General features: G+C 69.3%; 15 protein-coding genes. 9 read left to right on the forward strand and 6 right to left on the reverse strand.

All coding sequences use genetic code 11. The annotated features are described in order from the left end of the window. Nucleotides 1–280: 280 nt before the first annotated feature. A complete protein-coding gene (locus Q9G87_RS48405) occupies nt 281–946 on the forward strand; it encodes a tyrosine-protein phosphatase (RefSeq protein ID WP_305923431.1) in 666 nt (221 codons plus the stop codon). Here Q9G87_RS48405 and Q9G87_RS48410 read toward each other — a convergent pair. Together Q9G87_RS48410 and Q9G87_RS48415 are read right to left on the reverse strand one after the other, a co-directional pair. Continuing rightward, nucleotides 936–1556, reverse strand: coding sequence for a response regulator (locus Q9G87_RS48410; protein ID WP_305923432.1), 621 nt, complete (start codon nt 1554–1556; stop codon nt 936–938). The two genes, Q9G87_RS48405 and Q9G87_RS48410, sit on opposite strands and share 11 nt — an antisense overlap. Continuing rightward, nucleotides 1556–5572, reverse strand: a complete 4017-nt coding sequence (locus Q9G87_RS48415; protein ID WP_305923433.1) for a HAMP domain-containing protein — start codon at nt 5570–5572, stop codon at nt 1556–1558. The genes Q9G87_RS48410 and Q9G87_RS48415 overlap by 1 nt, the downstream gene beginning before the upstream one ends. Before the next feature lie 103 nt (nt 5573–5675). Here Q9G87_RS48415 and Q9G87_RS48420 point away from each other — a divergent pair, with 103 nt between their 5' ends. Beyond that, entirely contained in the window at nt 5676–8111 is a 2436-nt protein-coding gene (locus Q9G87_RS48420; RefSeq protein WP_305923434.1) for a SpoIIE family protein phosphatase, read from the forward strand. On the opposite strand, the gene Q9G87_RS48425 is transcribed toward Q9G87_RS48420, so the two are convergent. The 3 genes from Q9G87_RS48425 to Q9G87_RS48435 all read right to left on the reverse strand — a co-directional run bounded on the left by Q9G87_RS48425 (nt 8101) and on the right by Q9G87_RS48435 (nt 10887). Beyond that, complete coding sequence (locus tag Q9G87_RS48425; RefSeq protein ID WP_305923435.1) at nt 8101–9036, reverse strand: aldose epimerase family protein; 936 nt, start codon at nt 9034–9036, stop codon at nt 8101–8103. The two genes, Q9G87_RS48420 and Q9G87_RS48425, sit on opposite strands and share 11 nt — an antisense overlap. Further along, on the reverse strand, nt 9033–9995 hold the full coding sequence (locus Q9G87_RS48430; RefSeq protein ID WP_305923436.1) for a LacI family DNA-binding transcriptional regulator: 963 nt from the start codon (nt 9993–9995) through the stop codon (nt 9033–9035). Before Q9G87_RS48430 ends, Q9G87_RS48425 begins: the two co-directional genes overlap by 4 nt. A 97-nt stretch (nt 9996–10092) precedes the next feature. Beyond that, the gene (locus tag Q9G87_RS48435) at nt 10093–10887 is read right to left on the reverse strand and encodes an NAD-dependent epimerase/dehydratase family protein (RefSeq protein ID WP_305923437.1); all 795 of its coding nucleotides are present in this window, start codon (nt 10885–10887) and stop codon (nt 10093–10095) included. A gap of 136 nt (nt 10888–11023) precedes the next feature. Here Q9G87_RS48435 and Q9G87_RS48440 point away from each other — a divergent pair, with 136 nt between their 5' ends. From Q9G87_RS48440 to Q9G87_RS48460, 5 genes are all read left to right on the forward strand, one after another. Continuing rightward, the gene (locus Q9G87_RS48440; RefSeq protein WP_305923438.1) at nt 11024–12334 is read left to right on the forward strand and encodes a sugar ABC transporter substrate-binding protein; all 1311 of its coding nucleotides are present in this window, start codon (nt 11024–11026) and stop codon (nt 12332–12334) included. Then, the gene (locus tag Q9G87_RS48445; RefSeq protein WP_305923439.1) at nt 12331–13257 is read left to right on the forward strand and encodes a carbohydrate ABC transporter permease; all 927 of its coding nucleotides are present in this window, start codon (nt 12331–12333) and stop codon (nt 13255–13257) included. Before Q9G87_RS48440 ends, Q9G87_RS48445 begins: the two co-directional genes overlap by 4 nt. Then, a complete protein-coding gene (locus Q9G87_RS48450; protein ID WP_305923440.1) occupies nt 13254–14114 on the forward strand; it encodes a carbohydrate ABC transporter permease in 861 nt (286 codons plus the stop codon). The genes Q9G87_RS48445 and Q9G87_RS48450 overlap by 4 nt, the downstream gene beginning before the upstream one ends. Before the next feature lie 64 nt (nt 14115–14178). Next, nucleotides 14179–14946, forward strand: coding sequence for an IclR family transcriptional regulator (locus Q9G87_RS48455; RefSeq protein WP_305923441.1), 768 nt, complete (start codon nt 14179–14181; stop codon nt 14944–14946). 12 nt (nt 14947–14958) lie between these two features. After that, complete coding sequence (locus Q9G87_RS48460) at nt 14959–15864, forward strand: 5-dehydro-4-deoxyglucarate dehydratase (protein WP_305923442.1); 906 nt, start codon at nt 14959–14961, stop codon at nt 15862–15864. Nucleotides 15865–15969: 105 nt separating this feature from the next. Here Q9G87_RS48460 and Q9G87_RS48465 read toward each other — a convergent pair whose 3' ends face one another. Next, nucleotides 15970–17439: an aldehyde dehydrogenase (NADP(+)) gene (locus Q9G87_RS48465; protein ID WP_305923443.1), complete on the reverse strand. Its 1470-nt coding sequence runs from the start codon at nt 17437–17439 to the stop codon at nt 15970–15972. 89 nt (nt 17440–17528) lie between these two features. Between Q9G87_RS48465 and Q9G87_RS48470 the strand changes: the two genes are divergently transcribed. Beyond that, on the forward strand, nt 17529–18800 hold the full coding sequence (locus Q9G87_RS48470; RefSeq protein WP_305923444.1) for a glucarate dehydratase family protein: 1272 nt from the start codon (nt 17529–17531) through the stop codon (nt 18798–18800). Nucleotides 18801–18871: 71 nt separating this feature from the next. Then, the gene (locus Q9G87_RS48475; RefSeq protein WP_305923445.1) at nt 18872–20005 is read left to right on the forward strand and encodes a hypothetical protein; all 1134 of its coding nucleotides are present in this window, start codon (nt 18872–18874) and stop codon (nt 20003–20005) included. Nucleotides 20006–20583 lie beyond the last annotated feature (578 nt).

The raw sequence follows: 20583 nt of genomic DNA on the forward strand, positions 1-20583 counted from the left end.
TTGCGGCCAGAGGCGGCTCCCCTCGCCCTGGACCCCGCCGACGTTCCGGTCCGCTTCGCGGGGGTCGAGCGAGCCGAGGTCGACCGCTTCGCCGGCCCCTTCGATGCGCTTTTCGGCGTACGGGTGGCCATGATGCCAAAGGTACGTCGGAGACACCGCGCCGCGCGCGGAGGCTCGCCGAACACCCCTCACATCACTCTCGTCAAAGGTGACGAGAGATTCACTTCATGTCCACGCAAAGGCCGCATGGCCGCAGGCAAGGCCTTCCTTACTGGGATACATGCCTCTCCTCAATTTCCGGGACGTGGCGGTGGAGACCGCGCTGCGCCCGGGTGTGCTCTACCGCTCCGCCCAGCCGCACACGCTCACCCTCGCGGACGCGGAGCTGGTGGCGGGCCTGCGGCTCATCGCCGACCTGCGCGGCGACGACGAGCGCACGCCCGGCGACTGGGCGCCCGTCCTGGGCGGCGCCGTCAGGCACGCGCCGCTCGGCGCCGGCTCCGTCGCCTCGCCCGCCCACCTGGCCACACTCCCGGCGGATCTGGACCTCGGCGAGATGTACGTGGGCCTGCTCGAGCACAGGAGGACCTGGCTCGCCGGGGTCGTCGCGGAAATCGCCGACGGGCTGCCCGCGCTCGTCCACTGCGCCGCGGGCAAGGACCGCACGGGCATCGTGATCGCGCTGATCCTCGACCTGGTCGGCGTGGACCACGAGGCCATCGTGCGCGACTACGCGCTCACCGCCAAGGCGCTGCCGGACCTGATGCTCACGCTCGGCATCGAGCTGCCGCCCGGCATGCCCCCGGCACTGCTGGAGGCGCCCGAGAGCGCGATGCGCACGTTCCTGGCCGCGCTGAGCGCACAGGGAGGCGCCGAGCTGGTCCTGCTCGCCGGCGGCCTGACCCCCACTCACGCCGCGCGCCTGCGGGCCGCCCTCATTCCCTGACCCGGCCCTCCACGGAGGAGATCACATCGAACGCGGCCTGCATGGCCGCCACCCGGTCGGCCAGCTCCTTGACCGTGTCCCGCAGCCCCTCGTCGCCGGAGGCGGCCTCGGCCACGCTCGCCAGCCGGGACTCGACCGCGCCGAGTCGCTTCGCGAAGTCCGACAGCGCCTCGTGGTCGTCGACGAGCTGGGTGAGCAGGGTGGTCTGCTCGACCAGCACCGCGGTCTTGCGGAACAGCTCGATGAAGACCGTGACCTTGCTCCTGAGCACCCACGGGTCGAAGGGCTTGGTGAGGTAGTCCACCGCGCCGACCGCGTAGCCGCGGAAGGCCGCGCCCGAGCTGGGCTCGGTGCCGGTGAGGAAGATGATCGGCACGTCCCTGGTCTGGTCGAGCCGCTTGATGTGGGTGGCGGTCTCGAACCCGTCCATGCCGGGCATGAGCACATCGAGCAGCACGACCGCGAAGTCGTGGCGCAACATGAGCTTCATGGCCTCCTGCCCCGACCGGGCCTTGAACAGCCGTTGCTGGAGCGGCCGCAGGATGGCCTCCAGCGCGACCAGGCTCTCCTCGTTGTCGTCGACCAGCAGGATCTTGACCTGGCGGTTCATCACTCGATCCACCCTCGCATCACTTCGAGGAGATGGTCGAGATCCACGGGCTTGGGCACATAGTCGGACGCGCCGCAGGAGATCGTCTTCTCCCGGTCGCCGGGCATGGCCTTCGCGGTGAGCGCGATGATCGGCAGCTCGGCGAACCTCGGCATCTCCCGTACGGCGGCGAGCGTCTCGTAGCCGTCCATCTCCGGCATCATCACGTCCATGAGCACGAGGTCGATGCGCTCGTCACGTTCCAATGCCTCGATGCCCTCCCTGCCGTTCTCGGCGTAGACGATCTCCATGCCGAGCCGGCCGAGCACGTGGGTGAGGGCGTAGACGTTGCGGATGTCGTCGTCCACGATCAGCACCCGCCGCCCCGCGAACGTCTCCCCGAGCGGCCCGTCCTTGAGCAGGCTGAGTTTGGTGGCGGACTGCCACAGGTCGTCGGTGTCCACGGCCGGCCACTCTGCCTGCGGCTGCGCGGCACGGGCTTCCACGGGTTTGGGCGCGGGCTGCCAGTCGGTGTCGCCGGTGACGCCCGGCGCCGGGCACCCTGCGGGGACGTACAGCGTGAACGTGCTGCCGGCCCCCGGAGTGCTGATGGCGTGGATCTCACCGCCGAGCAGGCGGGCGATCTCGCTGCTGATCGACAGGCCCAGTCCCGTGCCGCCGTATTTGCGGCTCGTGGTGCCGTCGGCCTGCTGGAACGCGCCGAAGATGGCCGGCAGCTTGTCGGCCGCGATGCCGATCCCGGTGTCGCTGACGGCGAACGCCAGGACCTCGCCCTCCGGCGTCCGCCTGGCGGGATCGACGGACACCTGCAGGCGGACCTCGCCGGAGGAGGTGAACTTGACGGCGTTCGACAGCAGGTTGCGCAGGATCTGCTGGAGCCGGCGCTCGTCGTTGTAGAGCTCGCGCGGCGTGCCGGGGCGTACCTCGATCTCGAACGTCAGTCCCCGGTCCACGGTGAGCGGCCGGAACGTGGCATCCACGTAGTCGAGCAGCTTGCTCAGCGGCAGCTTCTCCGGGCGCACGTCCATCCGCCCCGCCTCGATCTTGGACAGGTCCAGGATGTCGTTGATGAGCTGGAGCAGGTCGCTGCCGGCGTTGTGGATCGTGGTGGCGAACTCGACCTCCTGCGCCGACAGGTTGTCCTCCGGGTTGTCGGCCAGCAGCCTGGCCAGGATGAGCAGGCTGTTGAGCGGCGTGCGCAGCTCGTGGGACATGTTGGCGAGGAACTCCGACTTGTAGCGGGAGGAGGTGGCCAGCAGGTGGGCCTTCTCCTCCAGCGCCGCGTTGGTCTTGCGCAGCTCGGCCTGCTGGCGCTGCAGCTCGTCCGAGCGGCCCTGCAACTGCTGGGCCAGCCGCTGCGACTCCGACAGCAGCGCCTCCGTGCGAGAGTTGGCGATGATCGTGTTGATGGCGACGCCGATGGTCACCACGAACTGGTCGAAGAAGGCCAGGTGCACGTCGCTGAACCGGCTGAACGAGGCCAGCTCGATCACGCCGAGCACGTTGTCCTCGAAGAGGATCGGCAGCACCACGACGCTGGCCGGGGCGGCCTCCCCCAGCCCGGAGTGCACCTTGATGTATCCGGGCGGCACGTCCTCCAGCAGGATGCGCTTGCGTTCCAGCGCCGCCTGCCTGATCAGCCCCGACCCCGGGCTGCCGGGTCCGGGCAGCACGTCGTGGGCCGCGCCGTAGCCGGCGATGTAGGCGAGTGAGCCGTCGGGAGAGTCGTGGCCGGCCAGGAAGAAGGCGCCGTACTGGGCGCTGACCAGCGGCGTCAGCTCGCGCAGGATGAGGTCGGCCACCTCGACGAGATCCCGGTGACCCTGCATGAGGCCGGCGATGCGGGCCAGGTTGCTCTCCAGCCAGTCCTTGGCGCGGGTGGTCTCGCGCAGGTTGGCGACCATGAGGTTGACGTTGTTCTTCAGCTCGGCGACCTCGCCCTTGGCCTCGACGCTGATCGCGCGGCTCAGGTCGCCCTGCGCGACGGCGCTGGCGACCTCGGCGATGGCGCGGACCTGGGTGGTGAGGTTGGAGGCCAGCTCGTTGACGTTCTTGGTGAGACGTTCCCAGGTGCCGTAGACGCCCTCGACCTCGGCCTGCCCGCCGAGCCTGCCTTCGGAGCCGACCTCGCGGGCCACGCGGGTCACCTCGGAGGAGAACGACGACAGCGTGTCCACCATCGTGTTGATCGTGGTCTTCAGCTCGAGGATCTCGCCGCGGGCGTCCACGTCGATCTTCTTCGACAGGTCGCCGTTGGCGACGGCGGTGGCGACCTGCGCGATGTTGCGGACCTGGCTGGTGAGGTTGGAGGCCATGAAGTTGACGTTGTCGGTGAGGTCCTTCCACACCCCGCTCACCCCACGCACCTGGGCCTGACCGCCGAGCCGGCCCTCCGTGCCCACCTCACGCGCCACCCGCGTCACCTCGTCGGCGAACGCCGACAGCTTGTCGACGGTGGTGTTGATGGTGTCCTTGAGCTGGAGGATCTCGCCCCGGGCGTCCACCGTGATCTTCTTCGACAGGTCGCCGTTGGCGACGGCGGTGGCGACCATGGCGATGCTGCGGACCTGGCTGGTGAGGTTGGAGGCCATGAAGTTGACGTTGTCCGTGAGGTCCTTCCAGACGCCGGAAACCCCCCGCACCTGGGCCTGACCGCCGAGCCGCCCCTCCGTTCCCACCTCTCGGGCCACCCTCGTCACCTCGTCGGCGAACGCCGACAGCTGACCCACCATCGTGTTGACGGTGTCCTTGAGCTGGAGCATCTCGCCCTTGACGTCCACGCTGATCTTGCGGCTGAGGTCACCCTGCGCGACGGCGGTGGCCACCTGGGCGATGTCGCGGACCTGCTCGGTCAGGTTGGAGGCCATGAAGTTGACGTTGTCCGTGAGGTCCTTCCAGACGCCGGAAACGCCGCGCACCTGGGCCTGACCGCCGAGCCGCCCCTCCGTGCCCACCTCACGGGCCACCCTCGTCACCTCGTCGGCGAACGCCGACAGCTGACCCACCATCGTGTTGATGGTGTCCTTGAGCTGGAGGATCTCGCCTCGGGCGTCGACAGTGATCTTCTTCGACAGGTCGCCGTTGGCCACCGCGGTCGTCACCTGGGCGATCGAGCGCACCTGGGTGGTCAGGTTGGAGGCCATGAAGTTGACGTTGTCCGTGAGGTCCTTCCAGGTGCCGAGCACGCCCTTGACCTCGGCCCGCCCGCCGAGCTGCCCTTCGGTGCCGACCTCGCGCGCGACCCGCGTCACCTCGCTGGCGAACGACGACAGCTGATCGACCATGGTGTTGACGGTCAGCTTGAGCTCCAGCAGCTCGCCGGTGGCCTCAACCGTCACCTGCCTGGTCAGGTCGCCCCTGGCCACGGCGGTGGTGACCACCGCGATGTCGCGCACCTGCGCGGTCAGCCGCCCGGCCATGGCGTTGACCGCCTCGGTCACGTCGCGCCAGCTGCCCGACATGCCCTGCACCTTGGCCCGGCCGCCGAGCCGTCCCTCGGTGCCGACCTCGCGCGCCACTCTGGTGACCTCGCTGGAGAACAGGGCGAGCTGGTCGACCATGCGGTTGACGGCCTTGCCCATCAGCCGCAGGCCGCCGCGCAGCGGCCGGTTGTCCTCCTGGAGATCGACCCGCTGCGACAGGTCGCCGTCCGCGACCGCGTTGAGCACGCGGGTGGCCTTGGCCGCGGGAATGACCAGCGCGTCGATCAGGGAGTTGACCGCGGTCACGTTGACCGCCCAGCTTCCCGTGCCGGGGCTGGAGGCGACCCGCTCGTCGAGGCGCCCATGCTTGGCCACCTCGCCGCGCACTCGGGTCAGCTCGGCGGTCAGGTGCTCGTTGCGCTCGACGACCTGGTTGAACACGATCGCCAGCTCGGCCAGGACCGGATCGTCAGGCACGTCAAGGCGATGCCGGAAGTTCCCGTCACGCAGCCCCTGCAGCGCTGTGAGCAGAGGCCGTAGGTCCGACGGGTGGAGCGATCCACGTACGTACGGGGGTTCCAACTGCGCGACCATGGCGGCCTTCTTCACAACTGGAGAACTGGAGGTATCAACGGCATCAGTCTGCCACTCTGAGAGTGACCGAACTGCCACATCGAGTGATGTTCTAGGACGCACAGTGGACACGACCCGGGTGTCGAGCACGGCCTTCGACGGCACTCCCCATGCCCCGGCACATGCGCGCAAGTTCGTACGCCAGGTGCTCGGCGAATGGCGGCTGGGCCATCTGGCGGAGGACGCCGTGCTGCTGACCAGCGAACTCGTCACCAACGCCGTGGTGCACGCGGGCACCGGCATCGAGCTGACCTGCCGGCTGAACGTGGAGGCCACCCCGGCGAAGCTGGAGATCGAGGTCGACGACCACCATCCGACGAGGACCATCGAGGAGGCCGAGGCCGTTCCTGCCGACACGATGCGCACCTCGGGGCGCGGGCTGGCGCTCGCGGGCATGCTGGCCGACGCCTGGGGCGTCACGTACACCAAGACCGCCAAGCGGGTCTGGGTGCGCATGGAGCTCGGCGACGGCTTCGACCGGCAGGATGCCCTGTCCGCCTCGCTCCCCATCGCCCCGCCCGTCGAGTCCCTGCATGTCGGGGTCATCGTCTGCGACCGCGACGGGGTCGTCGAATCGTGGAACTCGGAGGCGGAGAAGCTGCTCGGCTGGCAGGCCGATGAGGTCGTCGGCGGGTCGCTGGAGAAGCTGGTCGCCTGGCGCGGCCACGGCCCGTACGCGCTCACCCTCGCCGACACGCTCGGCCTGGGCCGCTGGCGGGGCGAGGCCCACATGCGGCACCTCGACGGCACGATGATGCCCGTCTACGTCTCGCACCTGCGGGCACGGGGTCAGCGGTCGGCCATCTGGATGGTGGTGGCCGCCGACCACCGCTACGTCCTGACGCCGCCGCCCGCGCCGATGCGCAGGGAGGCGGGGCGGCGGATCAAGGACCTGCTCGACCAGGACATGCCGTTCGCGGAGCTGCTCGACACGATCGCGCAGATCGTCCAGGTCTCCAGCGGCGGCGACGCCGCGTACGTGCTGCTCTCGGCCGACGGCGGTGACAGGTTCGGCGTGGCGGCGGGCGCCGGCGCGACGGCGGGATTGGTGGGGGTGCTGGCCACGGGCGTGTTCAGCGCCGACAGGAAGGCGCCCACGATGCTCGACGACCTGCTGGCCGAGGACGTCGAGCTGGCCGAGCAGCTGCGGGCCCGCTCGCTGGCGTGCGCTCCACTGCTGGTGTCCGGGGAGGTGACCGGCTACATCGTGGTGACGGCCACGCAGCCGGGGCGCTTCGACCAGGAGCTGACGGTCAGCCTGCAGCACATCGCCGACCAGGTGGCCGTGCCGGTGCAGCGCGAGCGGCTGGCCGAGGAGGACCGGGCGCACCGAGGGCGGCTGTCGTTCCTGGCCGAGGCGGGCGAGCTGCTCGCGGGCGTGCACGACGAGGAGCTGATCGCGGCGTTGACCGCGCAGCTCGTCGTCCCCAAGATCGCCACCTGGGCGGCGGTCTACCTGACCGATCTGGCGGGGATGACCAGGCTCGCCCACGTCTGGCACAGCGAGGAGCGGCACAACGCCGAGCTGCGCACGTTGTTGCCGGCCATCCCACGCACCGCGCTCACCGAGGTGAGCTGGCCGGTCGGCCCGGAGACGGTGCTGTCGTTCCCGCTGCTCACCCAGGGCAGGTCGCACGGCGCGCTGGTGATCGGCCGCGCCGAGCCGACCCTGCCGCTGGAGCTGGCCGACCTGCTGGCGGACCTGTGCCGGCTGGTGGCTCTCAACCTGCACACGGCCATGTTGTACGCCCGGCAGGCCACCACGTCGCGGGTGCTGCAGCGCAGCCTGCTGCCCATGCGCGTGGCCCCCATGCCGGGGCTGGAGTCGGCGGTCGTCTACGAGCCGGCCGAGGAGGGCGCCGACGTGGGCGGCGACTTCTACGACCTGTTCACGGTGGCCGACCACTGGTGCTTCGCGCTCGGCGACGTGTGCGGCAGCGGGCCCGAGGCGGCCGCGGTCACCGGGCTGGCCAGGCACGCCGTACGCCTGCTCGCCAAGGAGCACTACACGGTGGCCGACATCCTGGACAGGCTCAACCAGGCGCTGCTGGAGGAGGGCGAGGACGGCAGGTTCCTCAGCCTGCTGTGCGGCGAGCTGACCCCGCTCGCCCAGGGCGGCGCGCTGTGCACGGTCGCCTCGGCCGGCCATCCGCCGCCCCTGCTGCTGCGGGCGGACGGCACGGTCCAGGCGGTCGCGACGCCGCAGTTGCTGCTGGGCATCGAGGCGGACGCCAGGTTCTACGTCGAGACGTTCGAGCTGGCGCCCGAGGAGGTGCTGCTGTGCGTCACCGACGGCGTGACCGAGCGGCGCGACGGCGACCGCCTGCTCGACGACGGCGACGGGCTGGCGGCGCTGCTGGCCGGCTGCACGGGGCTGAGCGCCCACGCGGTGGCCGAACGGGTGCGGCACGCGGTCGAGACGTTCGCCGCCGAGCCGTCGCAGGACGACGTCGCCCTGCTGGTGATCAAGGCCGCCCCGCTGCGGCAGGTCAGGATGTGAACCTGTAGGTGGTGGTGGAGGTGCGGCGCTCGCCCGGCCGCAGCACGGTCGAGGGGAAGTGCGGCTGGTTGGGCGAGTCGGGGTAGTGCTGCGTCTCCAGGCACAACCCGGCGAACGGCCCGTACGGCGTCGCGACCCCGTCGAGCATGCTGCCCGTGTAGAACTGCACGCCCGGCTCGGTGGTCGTGACCTCCATGGTCAGGCCGCCGGCCGTGACCTGCATGCCGCCGTCGAGGACGAAGCAGTGGTCGTAGGCGCCGTCGTAGCGCTCGGCGACGGCGTGCGGCTCGGTGAAGTCGAACGGCGTGCCCTTGACCGGCGCGAGCTCCCCGGTGGGGATCTTGTGCTCGTCCACCGGCAGGTAGTGCTCGGCCTCGAGGCGCACCACATGGTCGCGTACGTCGCCGCTGCCGGCCAGGTTGAAGTAGGAGTGGTTGGTCAGGTTGACCACGGTCGGCGCGTCGGCCTCCATCGCGTAGTCGATGCGCAGCGCATCGTCCGCCAGCGTGTAGGTGACCTGCGCGGTCAGCGTGCCCGGGTAACCCTGGTCGCCGTCGGGGCTGGTCAGCGTGAGAGTCACCGCGTCGCCGGAGAGGTCCTGGACGGTCCACACCTTGCGGTCGAAGCCCTCGAGGCCGCCGTGCAGGCTGTTGAGGCCGTTGTTGACCGGCAGCCGGTACTCCACGCCGTCGAGGGTAAAGCGGCCGTTCGCGATGCGGTTGCCGTACCTGCCGACGACCGCGCCGAAGTAGCGGCTGCGGGTCAGGTAGTCCTCCACCGAGTCGAGACCGAGCACGACGTTGCGGCCCGACACCTCCAGCGAGCGCACGATGCATCCCAGGGTGAGCACTTCGGCACGCAGTCGTCCTGACGACAGCTCCACCTGCTCGACCTGCTCCCCCGACGGCAGCGTTCCGAAGATCATTTTTGCGCCCTTCCCGTGGACTCGCGAACTATGAGGGCGGTGTCGAGGGTCACTGTCGCGCCCTCGCCCCCCGACTGCAGCAGCAGATCGACGGCCATCCTCCCAGCTGCCACGGCGGGCATGGCCACCGTGGTCAGCTTGGGCCGGTTGAGCCGGCCCGGCAGGATGTCGTCGAAGCCGACGACACTTATCTGGTCTGGTACCCCTATCTCCATCGCGGCCAGCCCCTCGATCAGGCCAAGCGCGACGAGATCGTTGTACGCCAGCACGGCGGTCGCCCCGCAGGCCGCCACGTCCGCGGCCACGGCCAGGCCCCCCGACTCCGTGGGCTGGTTGGGGCCGAAGAAGACGAGGTCGAGCCCCGGCGCCTCGGCGGCGACGCCCTGCATCTCGTTGCTGGTCCACGAGCCGATCGGGCCCGACACGAGGGCGATCTTGCGGTGGCCGAGCCCGGTCAGGTGCTCCAGAGCGAGCTTGGCGCCCTGGGCGACGTTCATGAGCACCGCGGGCATGCCCTTGATCCGGCGGTTGATCACCACGAACGGCACGTCCTCCGCCAGGCGCTCGATCATCCGGTTGGACAGGCGGGGACTGCACAGGAGGACGCCGTCCACCTGCTTGGTGAACGTCCTGATCAGCTCCTCCTCCACCCGCGGGTCCTCGTCGGTGTCGGCCACGAACACGTGATAGTCGCGGCCCCTGGCCTGCGCCTGGGCGGCCTTGATGAGCGGCGGGAAGAACGGGTTGGAGATGTCGGCCACGATGAGGCCCATGTTGAACGTGCGTCCCGTCGTGAGCGCTCTGGCCGCCCGGTTGGGGCGGTAGCCGAGGTCGTCCGCGACGGCCATCACCTTGCTCCTGGTGGCAGGATTGACCAGGTGCGGTGCGGAGAAGGTGCGCGACACGGTGGACACGTGGACGCCGCAGGCGCGCGCCACGTCTTTGATCGTCGCCGTCATCGCCCGTCCTCCCTTGCAAACGGTTGCCAAGACTAAACCTTGACGTTCGCCAGTCCGATCGTCAAGGTTTCTGCAACCGGTTGCTACCGCATCCCGGCTACCAGGAGCCGCCCAGCTCGTTGAGCGTGAAGACGCCGCCGGCCCGGTCGTGGATCGGCTGCGTCAGATCCGGCTCGCCGTGCTCGGCGATCAGCGCCGGCGCGAACGACTCGGAGTCGTCCCGGGAGACGTACCCGAGGGAGGTGGCCTCCTCCAGCGACCACCACCGCCGCGTGTTGTCCGAAACCCCCCAGACGACGTGATACCCGGGCGCCACCAGCGCGGCCTCCACGAGACGGGTCAGGTCGTCGGGCGAGATCCAGGTCGCCAGCCCGCGGGTGTCGAGCGGCCCCTCGTTGCAGGTGCCGAGCCGGACAACGGTGATGTCCATGCCGAACCGGTCATGATAGAGGCCGGCCAGCGCCTCCATGACGACCTTGCTGACCCCGTAGTAGGTGTCGGGGCGTGGGAAGGCGTAGTCCGGCAGGTCCTCGCCGTCCGCCGGGCGGGGGTGGAAGCCGGCGGCGTGGTGACTGCCCATGAGCACGAGGTGCTGGACGCCCTCCTGACGCGCCGCCTCGAGCAGCACCTGCATGCCGTCGATGTTGGCGTGCACGATGTCGGCCCAGGGACGCTCCCGGCTCTGGCCGCCCAGGTGGAGCACCGCGTCCACGCCCTTCATCGCCTCCGCCATGGCGGCCGGGTCGGCGAGGTCGGCCGTCACCCATTCCTCCCCCGGGCCGGTCTCCACCGCCTGAAGGTCGGAGAGCCGCAGGATGCGACCCTCGCGGGCGAGCCGCGGGCGGAGCAGCGTGCCGACTTTCCCCGCGGCACCGGTCATGAGAATGCGCATGCATCCATGGTGTACACGATTCTGACTGAAATTCACATCCTTGAATATTGACCGTGATGCATACGTGTAGTTACGTTCACACCCACGAGTTCAAAAACCGGACTCATGTCCACGTATGTGAACGGGAGGCGGTCTGATGTCACGTCGCTTGCTCGGGACCGCGATCATCGCGTCCCTGGCCGTAACGCTGACAGGCTGCGGTTCCGGGGGATCATCAGCTACTGACGACACGTTGGAGATCTGGATCAGGCAGGCGCCCGATTCCGACTCCGCCAAGACGGCGAAAAAGCTCGCCGACGCATTCACCCAGGCCAGCGGTGTCAAGACGAAAGTCGTGGCCCTCTTCGACGATTTCGAGACCAAGCTCAACCAGCAGGCCGCGCAGAAGCAGCTTCCTGACATCGTCATCAACGACACCGCCCAGCTCGGCAACATGCAGTCGCAGGGCTGGTTAAGGGAGGTCGACAAGGCCTCGCTGGCCGGCGGCGACAAGCTGTCGGACCGGGCGTGGAGCGCTGCCACCGGCAGCGACGGCAAGGTGTACGCCGCCCCGTTCTCGGCTCAGGCGTTCGCGCTGATCGTCCGCAAGGACTGGCGCGAAAAGCTGAAGATGGAGCCGCCCCAGACGTGGGAGGACCTCGCCAAGCTGGGCACCGCGTTCACCGAGAACGACCCCGACGGCAACGGCCAGAAGGACACCAGCGGCTTCGTCATCCCCGCCGGCACCAAGCGCGGCTACGCCTCCTGGTACGCCTCCTCGCTCATCTACGGCAACGGCGCCGACTTCCTCAAGGCCGCCGGTCCCGGCAAGTACACGGCCACCGCCAACGACCCCAAGTTCGTGGAGGCCGTCCAATACCTGCAGGACCAGTTCTGCAAGTCCAAGACCGTCAACCCCGGCGCGGTCAGCAACGACACGACCGTCACGCACGAGGTGTTCGAGAAGGGCCAGGGCGGCATCTATCTCGTCGGCCCGTACGTGCTGGCCCGTTTCGTCAAGAGCATCGGCACCGACAAGATCGAGGTCCTGCCCGTGCCCAAGGGCCCGTCCGGCGGCCCCGGCACCCTCGGCGAGGGCGAGAACGTCTACATGATGGTCGGCTCGTCCATGGAGGACGCCCAGAAGAAGTTCGCCGAGTACGCGATCTCCCCCGAAGGCCAGAAGATCGGCATGAACAAGGACGCCAACGGCGCCATCGTTCGCCTGCCGGTCAACACCACCGTGGACATGGCCGCCGAGCGCCAGGACCCGCGCTGGAAGGTGTTCCAGGAATCGTACGAGTTCGCCGTGTACGCCCCGCCGGTGCCGAACTGGGCGCCCATCCGCCAGACCTCCGCCGACGCCATCAACACGGTCTGGGCCGACTGCACGGCTGACGTGAAGACGGCGATGGACGGGCTCAACACCAAGCTCACCCAGGAACTGCAGAGCCAGAAAGCGTCATGACCTCGACCCTCACCCGGGCCGGGGCCCGGACGGCGCCCCCGCACCGCCGCACCAAATCGGTGCGGTGGCGGGGGTCGCTGATCGCGTGGCTGTTCCTGGCGCCGGCGTTGCTGCTGTTCCTGTACTTCAAGTTCATCCCGATGGCCTTAGGCCTGTGGAAGAGCTTCCACGAGGTCCACTACATCACTGACACGTGGGTGGGCCTGGAGAACTACAAGACGATCCTCACCGACGACGCGTTCGGCGCCGCCATCTGGCACAGCATCGTGCTGGCGCTCGGCACCACGATCGGCTCGCTCGTGCTCGGGCTCGGGTTCGCGCTGCTCATCGAGGGTCCGGCCCGGTATCTGTGGTTCGTCAGGACGGCGGCGTTCCTGCCCGTCGTGACCACGATGGCGGCCGTGGCCGAGGTGTGGCGGATCATGTTCCACCCGGCCGACAGCGGCATGCTCAACACGATCATCGGCTGGGTGGGCGTCGATCCGCAGCCGTGGCTGGCCAGCGAGAACTCCTCGCTCTGGTCGATCATGCTGATGAGCATCTGGCGCGGCACCCCGTACGACATGATGATCTTCCTGGCCGGGCTGGTCGGCGTGGACCGCACGCTCTACGAGGCGGCGGCCGTGGACGGCGCCTCCACGTGGCGGCGGCTGCGGCACATCACGCTGCCGGCGCTGCGGCCGGTGTTCTGGATCCTGTTCACGCTGGCCGCGATCCGCGGGCTGCGGGTGTTCGTCGAGGTCTACGTGCTTACGAACGGCGGCCCCAACGGGTCGTCCGAAGTGCTGATGACCTTGATCTACAAGCTCGGGTTCCAGTCGAACGAGCTGGGGGTCGCCTCGGCGGGCGGGATCGTGTTGTTCCTGGCCACGCTGGCGCTCACCGTGGTCGTGCAGTTGTTGCGCAGGAGGCAGGCGGCATGAGGTTCGACAGCGCTCTGGGGCTGGAGTCGCGCAGAGGGCCTGTGGCCATCACCGGAAAGGTCATCCTTTATGGCCTGATGGTGATCGTTTTCACCGGACCTCTGGTGGGCTTGCTGATCAGCGCGTTCAGCAAGACCCTCGACCCGACGTCGTTCACGCTGTGGCCGGAGGAGTTCACGCTGGAGAACTTCGTCCAGGCCAAGGACAAGAACGTCTACCTCTACCTGCTCAACTCGTTCATCGTCGTGGGCTTCGGGCTGCTGCTGCAGATGCTGGTGAGCGTCTTCGCGGCGTACTCGCTGGCCCGCAAGAAGTTCCGCGGCATGACGTTCGTGATGCTGCTCATGCTCGCCACGATGATGCTGCCCGAGGAGATCATCGCGATCCCGCTGTCCCTCGTCCTGGCCGACATGCCGGTGTTCCACACCAACCTCATCGGCACGTACGCCGGAATGATCCTCCCGGTCGGGGCGTGGGGCTTCTCGATCCTGGTCATGACCGAGTTCATGAAGGAGGTGCCGGTCGAGCTGGAGGAGGCCGCGCGCATCGACGGCGCCGGCGAGCTGCGGATCTTCGCCACGATCATCGTGCCGCTATGCCGTCCCGCGCTCGGCGTGATCGGCGTCTTCGGGTTCACGATGATCTGGGACCAGTATCTGCTGCCGTTGATCGTCGCGCCCCAGTCGGACATGTGGACGCTCCCCATCGCGCTGCGTTCGCTTCGCTCCGACGAGGAGGTCGGGATCGGCGTGCTGCTCGCTGCCTCGCTGCTGGCGCTGCTGCCGTCGATCATCGCGTTCCTGGCGTTCCAGCGGCAGTTCATGCGTGGTCTGACAAGCGGCGCGGTCAAGGGTTAAGCGTCCATGTATATGGACGCTAGCCCATATCCTGGATCTTTGAAGCCGCAGGGCACGAGATGGGATGAGCATGGAGCCCCAGCTGGTCAAGTCCGCCGAGCGGACGGTACGCATCCTGGAAGTCCTGGCCGAGTCGCACGACACGTTGACGCTGTCGGAGCTCCAGCAGCGCACCGGGTTCCCGCGCAGCAGCCTGCACGCCCTCATGCGCACGCTGGTCGAGCTCAACTGGGTCGAGACCGACTCCGGCAGGTCCGCGTTCGGGATCGGGCCGCACGCGCTGCTGACCGGCACCGCATACCTGGACAAGGATCCCGCGCTGCCGTTCGCGCAGGAGATGCTGGAGGACCTGCGGGACGAGATCGGGCGTACGGTGCACTTCGCCCGCAGGGACGGCGCGCACGTGCTCTACCTGGCGACCAGGGAGTCGCGCGAGGCCGCGCACGTGATCCCCAGGGTGGGCCGGCGGCTGCCCGCCCACGTCACGGCGCTCGGCCAGGTGCTGCTCGCCCAGCTCACCGACGACGAGGTCGTGGCGCTGCTGCCCGAGCCGCTGGTGTCGCTCACCGAGCACACGATCACCGACCTGGCCAAGCTCACCGGCGAGCTGGACCAGGTCCGCACCAGGGGCTGGTCCTACGAGCGCGAGCAGGGCACGCCCGGCGTGGCCTGCGTGGCCGTGGCGGTCGACTACCGCATCCCGGCCACGGACGCGATCAGCTGCTCCATGCCTGCCGGTCTCCCGCCCGCCGACGTCGAGCGGATCACCGAAGCGGTGATCAAACACACCCGCAAGCTGGCTGCCACTCTGCGCAGGGAGGGCATCCGCTAGAAAGGACTGCTGATGCGGCTAGATGGTGTTCTCTTCTTTCCGGTGACCCCCTTCGGGGCCGATGGGGAGCTGGCCGAACCGGTGCTCGCCCGCCACGTCGCCGACGGGGTCGCGGCCGGGGCGGGAGGAGTGTTCACCGCGTGCGGCACCGGTGAGTTCAACGCCCTCGATCTCGGCGAATACAGCCGGGTGGTGGCCACGGCCGTCGCCGCCACCGAGGGGCGCGCCCCCGTCTTCGCCGGGGCCGGCGGCACGTTGCCCGCCTCCAAGGCGATCGCCCGCGCTGCTGCCGCCCAGGGCGCCGACGGGCTGCTGCTGATGCCTCCCTACCTGGTCACCGGCCCCGCCTCTGGCCTGGTCCGGTACGTGCGGGAGGTGGCCGAGACGGTGGCGCTGCCGATCATCGTCTATCAGCGGGGGACCGCACGCTTCACGCCCGAGGCCGTGGCGTCGCTGGCGCAGCTGCCCAACGTCGTGGGCTTCAAGGACGGGCTCGGCGACTTCGACCTGCTGCAGCGCATCATCCTGACCGTCCGGCAGTCCACCGACCAGGAGTTCACCTTCTTCAACGGCCTGCCGACCGCCGAGTTCACCGTGCCCGCGTACCGGGGGATCGGGGTGAGCCTGTATTCGAGCGCGGTGTTCGCGTTCGCGCCCGAGATCGCCCTCGCTTTCTACAAGGCCGTGACCGGCGGGGACGAGGTGCTGGTGCAGCGGTTGCTCACCGGGTTCTATCTGCCGCTGGTGGAGCTGCGGGACACCGTGCCCGGTTATGCGGTCTCGCTGGTGAAGGCAGGGGTGCGGCTGCGCGGGCTGGACGTCGGGGGTGTGCGGGCGCCGCTCATGGATCCGTCGCCTGAGCATGTGGCGGTGCTGGAGCGGCTCATCGCCACCGGGCTGGAAATCGCCGGGGCCTGAGCAGGTCGCGGCGCAGGAGCGGCTCATCGCCACCGGGCTGGAAATCGCCGAAGCCTGGCGATGCGCCTGGAGGCGGCATCGACGCCGCCTCCAGGCCTACGCGCTTCACACCTGCAGACGCCCATCCACCCGTCGCGGAATGGAGAGCGGGTTGTCATCCTTCAGCTCGTCCGGCAGCAGCGCCCCCGGCCAGTCCTGGTATGCGGTCGGCGCCAGCCAGCGGTCGATGGCCGTGGCCCCGACGGAGGTGTGCGTCGTCGTGGCGGCAGGCCAGGGGCCTCCGTGCTGCATCGCCCAGCACACGGCCACACCGGTCGGCCACCCGTTCCAGATGAGCCGCCCGGCCCTCCTCCCGAGCACCTCCACGACCTCACCGGCCTCGTCGGTGTCGGTGCCGTGGACGGTGGCGGTCAGCGAGCCGTCCAGCCGCTCGAGCACGGGCCGTAGATCGGAAATTTCCCGATATGTCACCACGATCGACGCAGGCCCGAAGCACTCCTCGCCGATGTGCGGCAGCTTCCCGGCGAAGGTGTCCAGATCCGTGGTGAACACCTTCGGCGTGACCGCCCAGGCGCCCTCGCCCGGCTTGCCCTCGGCCAGCAGCTGCAGTTCGCCGAGCCGTTCGACCCCGCCCAGATACCCGTCCCTGATCCGCTCGGCCAGCATGGGCCCGCCGCTGGTCCCCTCGACGGCCTCCACCAGGGCCTTGCGCAGCTCGTCGCCCTCGGGCACGAACATGAGCCCGGGATTCGTGCAGAACTGCCCGACTCCCAGCGTCAGCGACCCCGCGAAACCGGCGGCCACGCCCTCCACCGGCGCCGACGGCAGCACGACCACGGGGTTGACGCTGCCCAGCTCGCCGAAGAAGGGGATCGGCACCTCCCGCTCGTCGATCAGCTTCTGGATCGCCTTCCCGCCGGCCACGGACCCGGTGAACCCGGCCGCGACCACCGACGGGTGCTGCACCAGGTCGATGCCCGCCTGCATGCCCTGCACGAGGCCCAGCAGGTCCGGGTACGGGAGCGCGTCCCGCACGATCTTCGCGACCCGCTCGGAGGTGTTCGGATGACCGGGATGCGCCTTGACGACCACCGGGCAGCCCGCGGCCAGCGCGGAGGCGGTGTCGCCGCCGGCCACGGAGAACGCGAACGGGAAGTTGCTGGCCGAGAACACGGCGACCACACCGGACAGCGGGTGCTTCATGCGCCGCACGTCGGGCCGGGGCGGCGTGAGCGACGGGTCGGCGTGGTCGATGATGGCCTCGACGTACGCGCCGTCCCTGAGGACCTGGGCGAAGAGCCTGAACTGGCCGGCGGTGCGGGCGACCTCGCCGCGCAGGCGTACCTCGCCGAGAGCCGTCTCCTCGTCGGCGAGCTGCCACAGCTCGTCCACGTGCGCGGCCAGGGCGTCGGCGACCGCCTCGAGCGCGATCGCGCGCTCGGCCGCCGGCGTCGACCGCCAGGCCTGGCCGGCCGCGGCCGCGGCAGAAACGACCATGTCGACCCCGGCGCTGTCGGTCTCTTGCAGGGCGGCGCCCACCGTCTCGCCGGTCCTGGGGTCGTGTCCGTAGATCATCGAATGGCCCTTCGGAGTCTTGACACTTCTTCAGCCTGATTCTTACAGTTTTGGCAACTTGTCCACAAATCTGGCTATTGTTCACATATATGGACGGCGGTCGTATGATCATCAGGGAGATCCGCGTCACACCCGTTGCCTTCCGGGATCCGCCCCTTCTTAACGCCGCCGGGGTCCACGAGCCGTGGGCCCTCCGTACCATTGTCGAGGTCGTCACAGACGAGGGCCTGACCGGCCTCGGTGAGACGTACGGCGATCTCGAGCACCTCGGCAGGGTGCGTGAGTGCGCGCAGGCCCTCATCGGGCTCGACATGCACGCCGTGAACACGATGTACGCGCGGATCAACGCGCTCGTGGGTGACGTGGTGACCGATCTGCACGGCCTGACCGGCGTCGCCACCAAGGAGAAGAGCGTCGACCGGGTCTTCGCCGCCTTCGAGGTGGCCTGCCTGGACATTCGCGGCAAGGCGGCCGGCGTGCCGGTCGTCGACCTGCTCGGCGGCCGGGTCAGGGACGCGGTGCCGTACAGCGCGTACCTCTTCTACAAGTGGGCCGGCCACCCGGGCGAGGAGCCGGACAGATTCGGCGCGGCACTGGACGAGGCGGGCGTTGTCGAGCAGGCCGCGCTCCTGATCAAGGAGTATGGCTTCAAGTCGATCAAGCTCAAGGGCGGCGTCTTCCCGCCCGACCAGGAGATCGCCGCGACCAAGGCCCTGCACGAGGCGTTCCCCGGCGTGCCGCTCCGCCTGGACCCCAACGCCGCCTGGTCGGTCGAGACCTCGATCCGGGTCGGCCGCGAGCTCGAAGGCACCCTCCAGTACCTGGAGGACCCGACGCCCGGCATTCCCGGCATGTCCGAGGTCGCCGCCGCCGTCCCCATGCCCCTCGCCACGAACATGTGCGTGGTCACCCCCGAACACGTGCCACCCGCCATCACCTCCCGCGCGATCGGGGTCCTCCTCCTGGACCACCACTACTGGGGCGGACTCGTACGTTCCGCGCATATCGCCACCCTCTGCGACACCTTCGGGCTGTCGCTGTCCATGCACTCCAACTCCCACCTCGGCATCAGCCTGGCCGCCATGACCCACCTGGCCGCCGCCACCCCGAACCTCACCTTCGCCTGCGACACCCACACCCCGTGGCAGGACGGGCAGGACGTGGTCGTGCCGGGCAGCCTCCGCTTCACCGACGGGGCCGTCCCCGTCCCCAGCGGCCCCGGCCTGGGCGTGGAGCTCGACCGGGACGCGCTGGCCCGCATGCACGAGCAGTATCAGAAGTGCGGAATCGTGGCGCGTGACGACACGACGTACATGCAGCGGTTCGAGCCTGGCTTCACGGCGGCGAGGCCGCGGTGGTGACCCCTGTTTCGTCTCACTGAGCCCCGTCCGATGAACGCCACACCCGGCCCGTCCAGCAGGAGACCGCTCCGATGAACATCGCCTACGTCTACCCCTGGGACGTCGTCGGCGACCCTTCCGCCCCTGAGCGCCTGGCCGCGCTGGGCGTGGACGCGGTCGCCCTGGCGGCCAGCTACCACTCCACCCGGGCCGCCACGCCGTACCATCCGTCCCATCGCGTCCTGGACGTGCCCTATCCGGCCTTCTACCTCCCGGTACGCCCGTCCGCCTGGGACCGCCTCGTCCCGGCCGCTCCCACGTGGACCCCCGCCGACGCCTACCTCCAGGCCAGGGACGCGCTGAAGGCGGTCGGCCTCCCCGTCCACGCCTGGACCGTCCTCACCCACAACTCCCACCTGGGCGCCGCCCATCCTGACCTGGTCGTACGCAACGCCTTCGGCGACCCGTACCCGTACGCACTGTGCCCGGCCCACGAGGACGTCATCGAGTACTGCGAACGCCTCGTCCAGGAGATCCTGACGGTCGGCGAGCCGGACGGCCTGATCCTGGAAGCCTGTGGCCCGCTGGGGTTTGGCCATCAGAGCGTGCACGAGAAGACCTCCGGAGCGGACTGGACCTCCGTGGACGCGGACCTGCTGTCCCTGTGCTTCTGTGCGGCCTGCGCCTCCCGCTACCCCGAATCCACGAGGGCCCGCGTCCGCGCGGCGATAGACCGCACGGGCGACACGTCGGCCCCCCAACCCACCACCGTCGAGGAGGCCCTCGGCCCGGTGGCGGACGAGGTCCGCGCCATCCGCGTAGGCCTGGCCACCTCCCTCAGGGAACGTCTGATCGCCGTATCCAGAAGGACCGCCCCGAACGTCCCCATCACCCTGCACGCCAACCCGGACCCGTGGGCAGCCGGCGCCTTCGCCCCGCTCCCCGCGGGCGAGCCGGGAGCGGACGTGCTCGTGGCCAACTGCTGGGGCGACCCGTCCACGGACGCCACCCGACTCACCCGCCTGACGGAGCTGTCCCGTGCGGGCCAGCGAGTAGGCGCCTATGTCCTCGCCCTCCCACCCCGCCCCGCCGACGCCGCCGTCCTGGCCGACCACCTGCGGACGTACGCGAAGGCAGGCGCGACCGAGTTCCACCTCTACCACGCCGGCCTCGCCTCCCGAGAACGCTTGACCGCCCTCGCGGAGGCCCTTCGCCAGACCACTTAGTCGGCGGAGTTTGGGGAGAGCGCCCAATGTGAGCCCCGGCACGGATCCGGGGCTCAAGCCGGGTCCTCCACGCGGCTTTCCCTCTCGCCAGCGACCCAGCTCTCGTCGTAGATCGTGCAGGTTGCGCCTCAGGGCCTCGATCCTCCCGATCGTGTCAGGTCGAGTCGAGTTGACACGCCCCGTCTGTCCGGCGGCGAAGGCCCGCGACGTCGTCGCCGTCGAGAACCAGCGGCACACGGGGCCGGGTGCGATTTTCTCCCCCGCCCCATGCATACCACCGATCAGGACATCCCCACATGCCCCGCTCCGACCGTCTTGTCCTGGAGAGGAAAACCACCCCTGGTGAGGTAAAAGTTCCACTTGCTCGCTGGGGTCACGCGACCACCAAGCTGTGACGAAAACACACCGCCGACGCCCCAACGACCGATGCGACCCGGTGGCTACGCTTCTAAGCTTGTTCTTTATCCTCCGGATTGTTGTGCTGAGCGGGGTTTGATCGTTTCGGGGACAGCAAGACGGCCTTGAGTGATCATGTGCGGTGTCGAGTCGCTAGTGATCGCTACAAGGCCGTGAGGGTG

Origin of the sequence: Nonomuraea turcica (genome assembly GCF_030718205.1) — a bacterium.
Lineage (GTDB): Bacteria > Actinomycetota > Actinomycetes > Streptosporangiales > Streptosporangiaceae > Nonomuraea.

Excerpts from the sequence above, each read along its gene's own strand:
- Q9G87_RS48405 (WP_305923431.1), top strand. The coding sequence starts at position 281 with ATGCCTCTCCTCAATTTCCGGGACGTGGCGGTGGAGACCGCGCTGCGC.
- Q9G87_RS48410 (WP_305923432.1), bottom strand. The coding sequence starts at position 1,556 with ATGAACCGCCAGGTCAAGATCCTGCTGGTCGACGACAACGAGGAGAGC.
- Q9G87_RS48415 (WP_305923433.1), bottom strand. The coding sequence starts at position 5,572 with ATGGTCGCGCAGTTGGAACCCCCGTACGTACGTGGATCGCTCCACCCG.
- Q9G87_RS48425 (WP_305923435.1), bottom strand. The coding sequence starts at position 9,036 with ATGATCTTCGGAACGCTGCCGTCGGGGGAGCAGGTCGAGCAGGTGGAG.
- Q9G87_RS48430 (WP_305923436.1), bottom strand. The coding sequence starts at position 9,995 with ATGACGGCGACGATCAAAGACGTGGCGCGCGCCTGCGGCGTCCACGTG.
- Q9G87_RS48435 (WP_305923437.1), bottom strand. The coding sequence starts at position 10,887 with ATGCGCATTCTCATGACCGGTGCCGCGGGGAAAGTCGGCACGCTGCTC.
- Q9G87_RS48440 (WP_305923438.1), top strand. The coding sequence starts at position 11,024 with ATGTCACGTCGCTTGCTCGGGACCGCGATCATCGCGTCCCTGGCCGTA.
- Q9G87_RS48445 (WP_305923439.1), top strand. The coding sequence starts at position 12,331 with ATGACCTCGACCCTCACCCGGGCCGGGGCCCGGACGGCGCCCCCGCAC.
- Q9G87_RS48450 (WP_305923440.1), top strand. The coding sequence starts at position 13,254 with ATGAGGTTCGACAGCGCTCTGGGGCTGGAGTCGCGCAGAGGGCCTGTG.
- Q9G87_RS48455 (WP_305923441.1), top strand. The coding sequence starts at position 14,179 with ATGAGCATGGAGCCCCAGCTGGTCAAGTCCGCCGAGCGGACGGTACGC.
- Q9G87_RS48460 (WP_305923442.1), top strand. The coding sequence starts at position 14,959 with ATGCGGCTAGATGGTGTTCTCTTCTTTCCGGTGACCCCCTTCGGGGCC.
- Q9G87_RS48465 (WP_305923443.1), bottom strand. The coding sequence starts at position 17,439 with ATGATCTACGGACACGACCCCAGGACCGGCGAGACGGTGGGCGCCGCC.
- Q9G87_RS48470 (WP_305923444.1), top strand. The coding sequence starts at position 17,529 with ATGGACGGCGGTCGTATGATCATCAGGGAGATCCGCGTCACACCCGTT.
- Q9G87_RS48475 (WP_305923445.1), top strand. The coding sequence starts at position 18,872 with ATGAACATCGCCTACGTCTACCCCTGGGACGTCGTCGGCGACCCTTCC.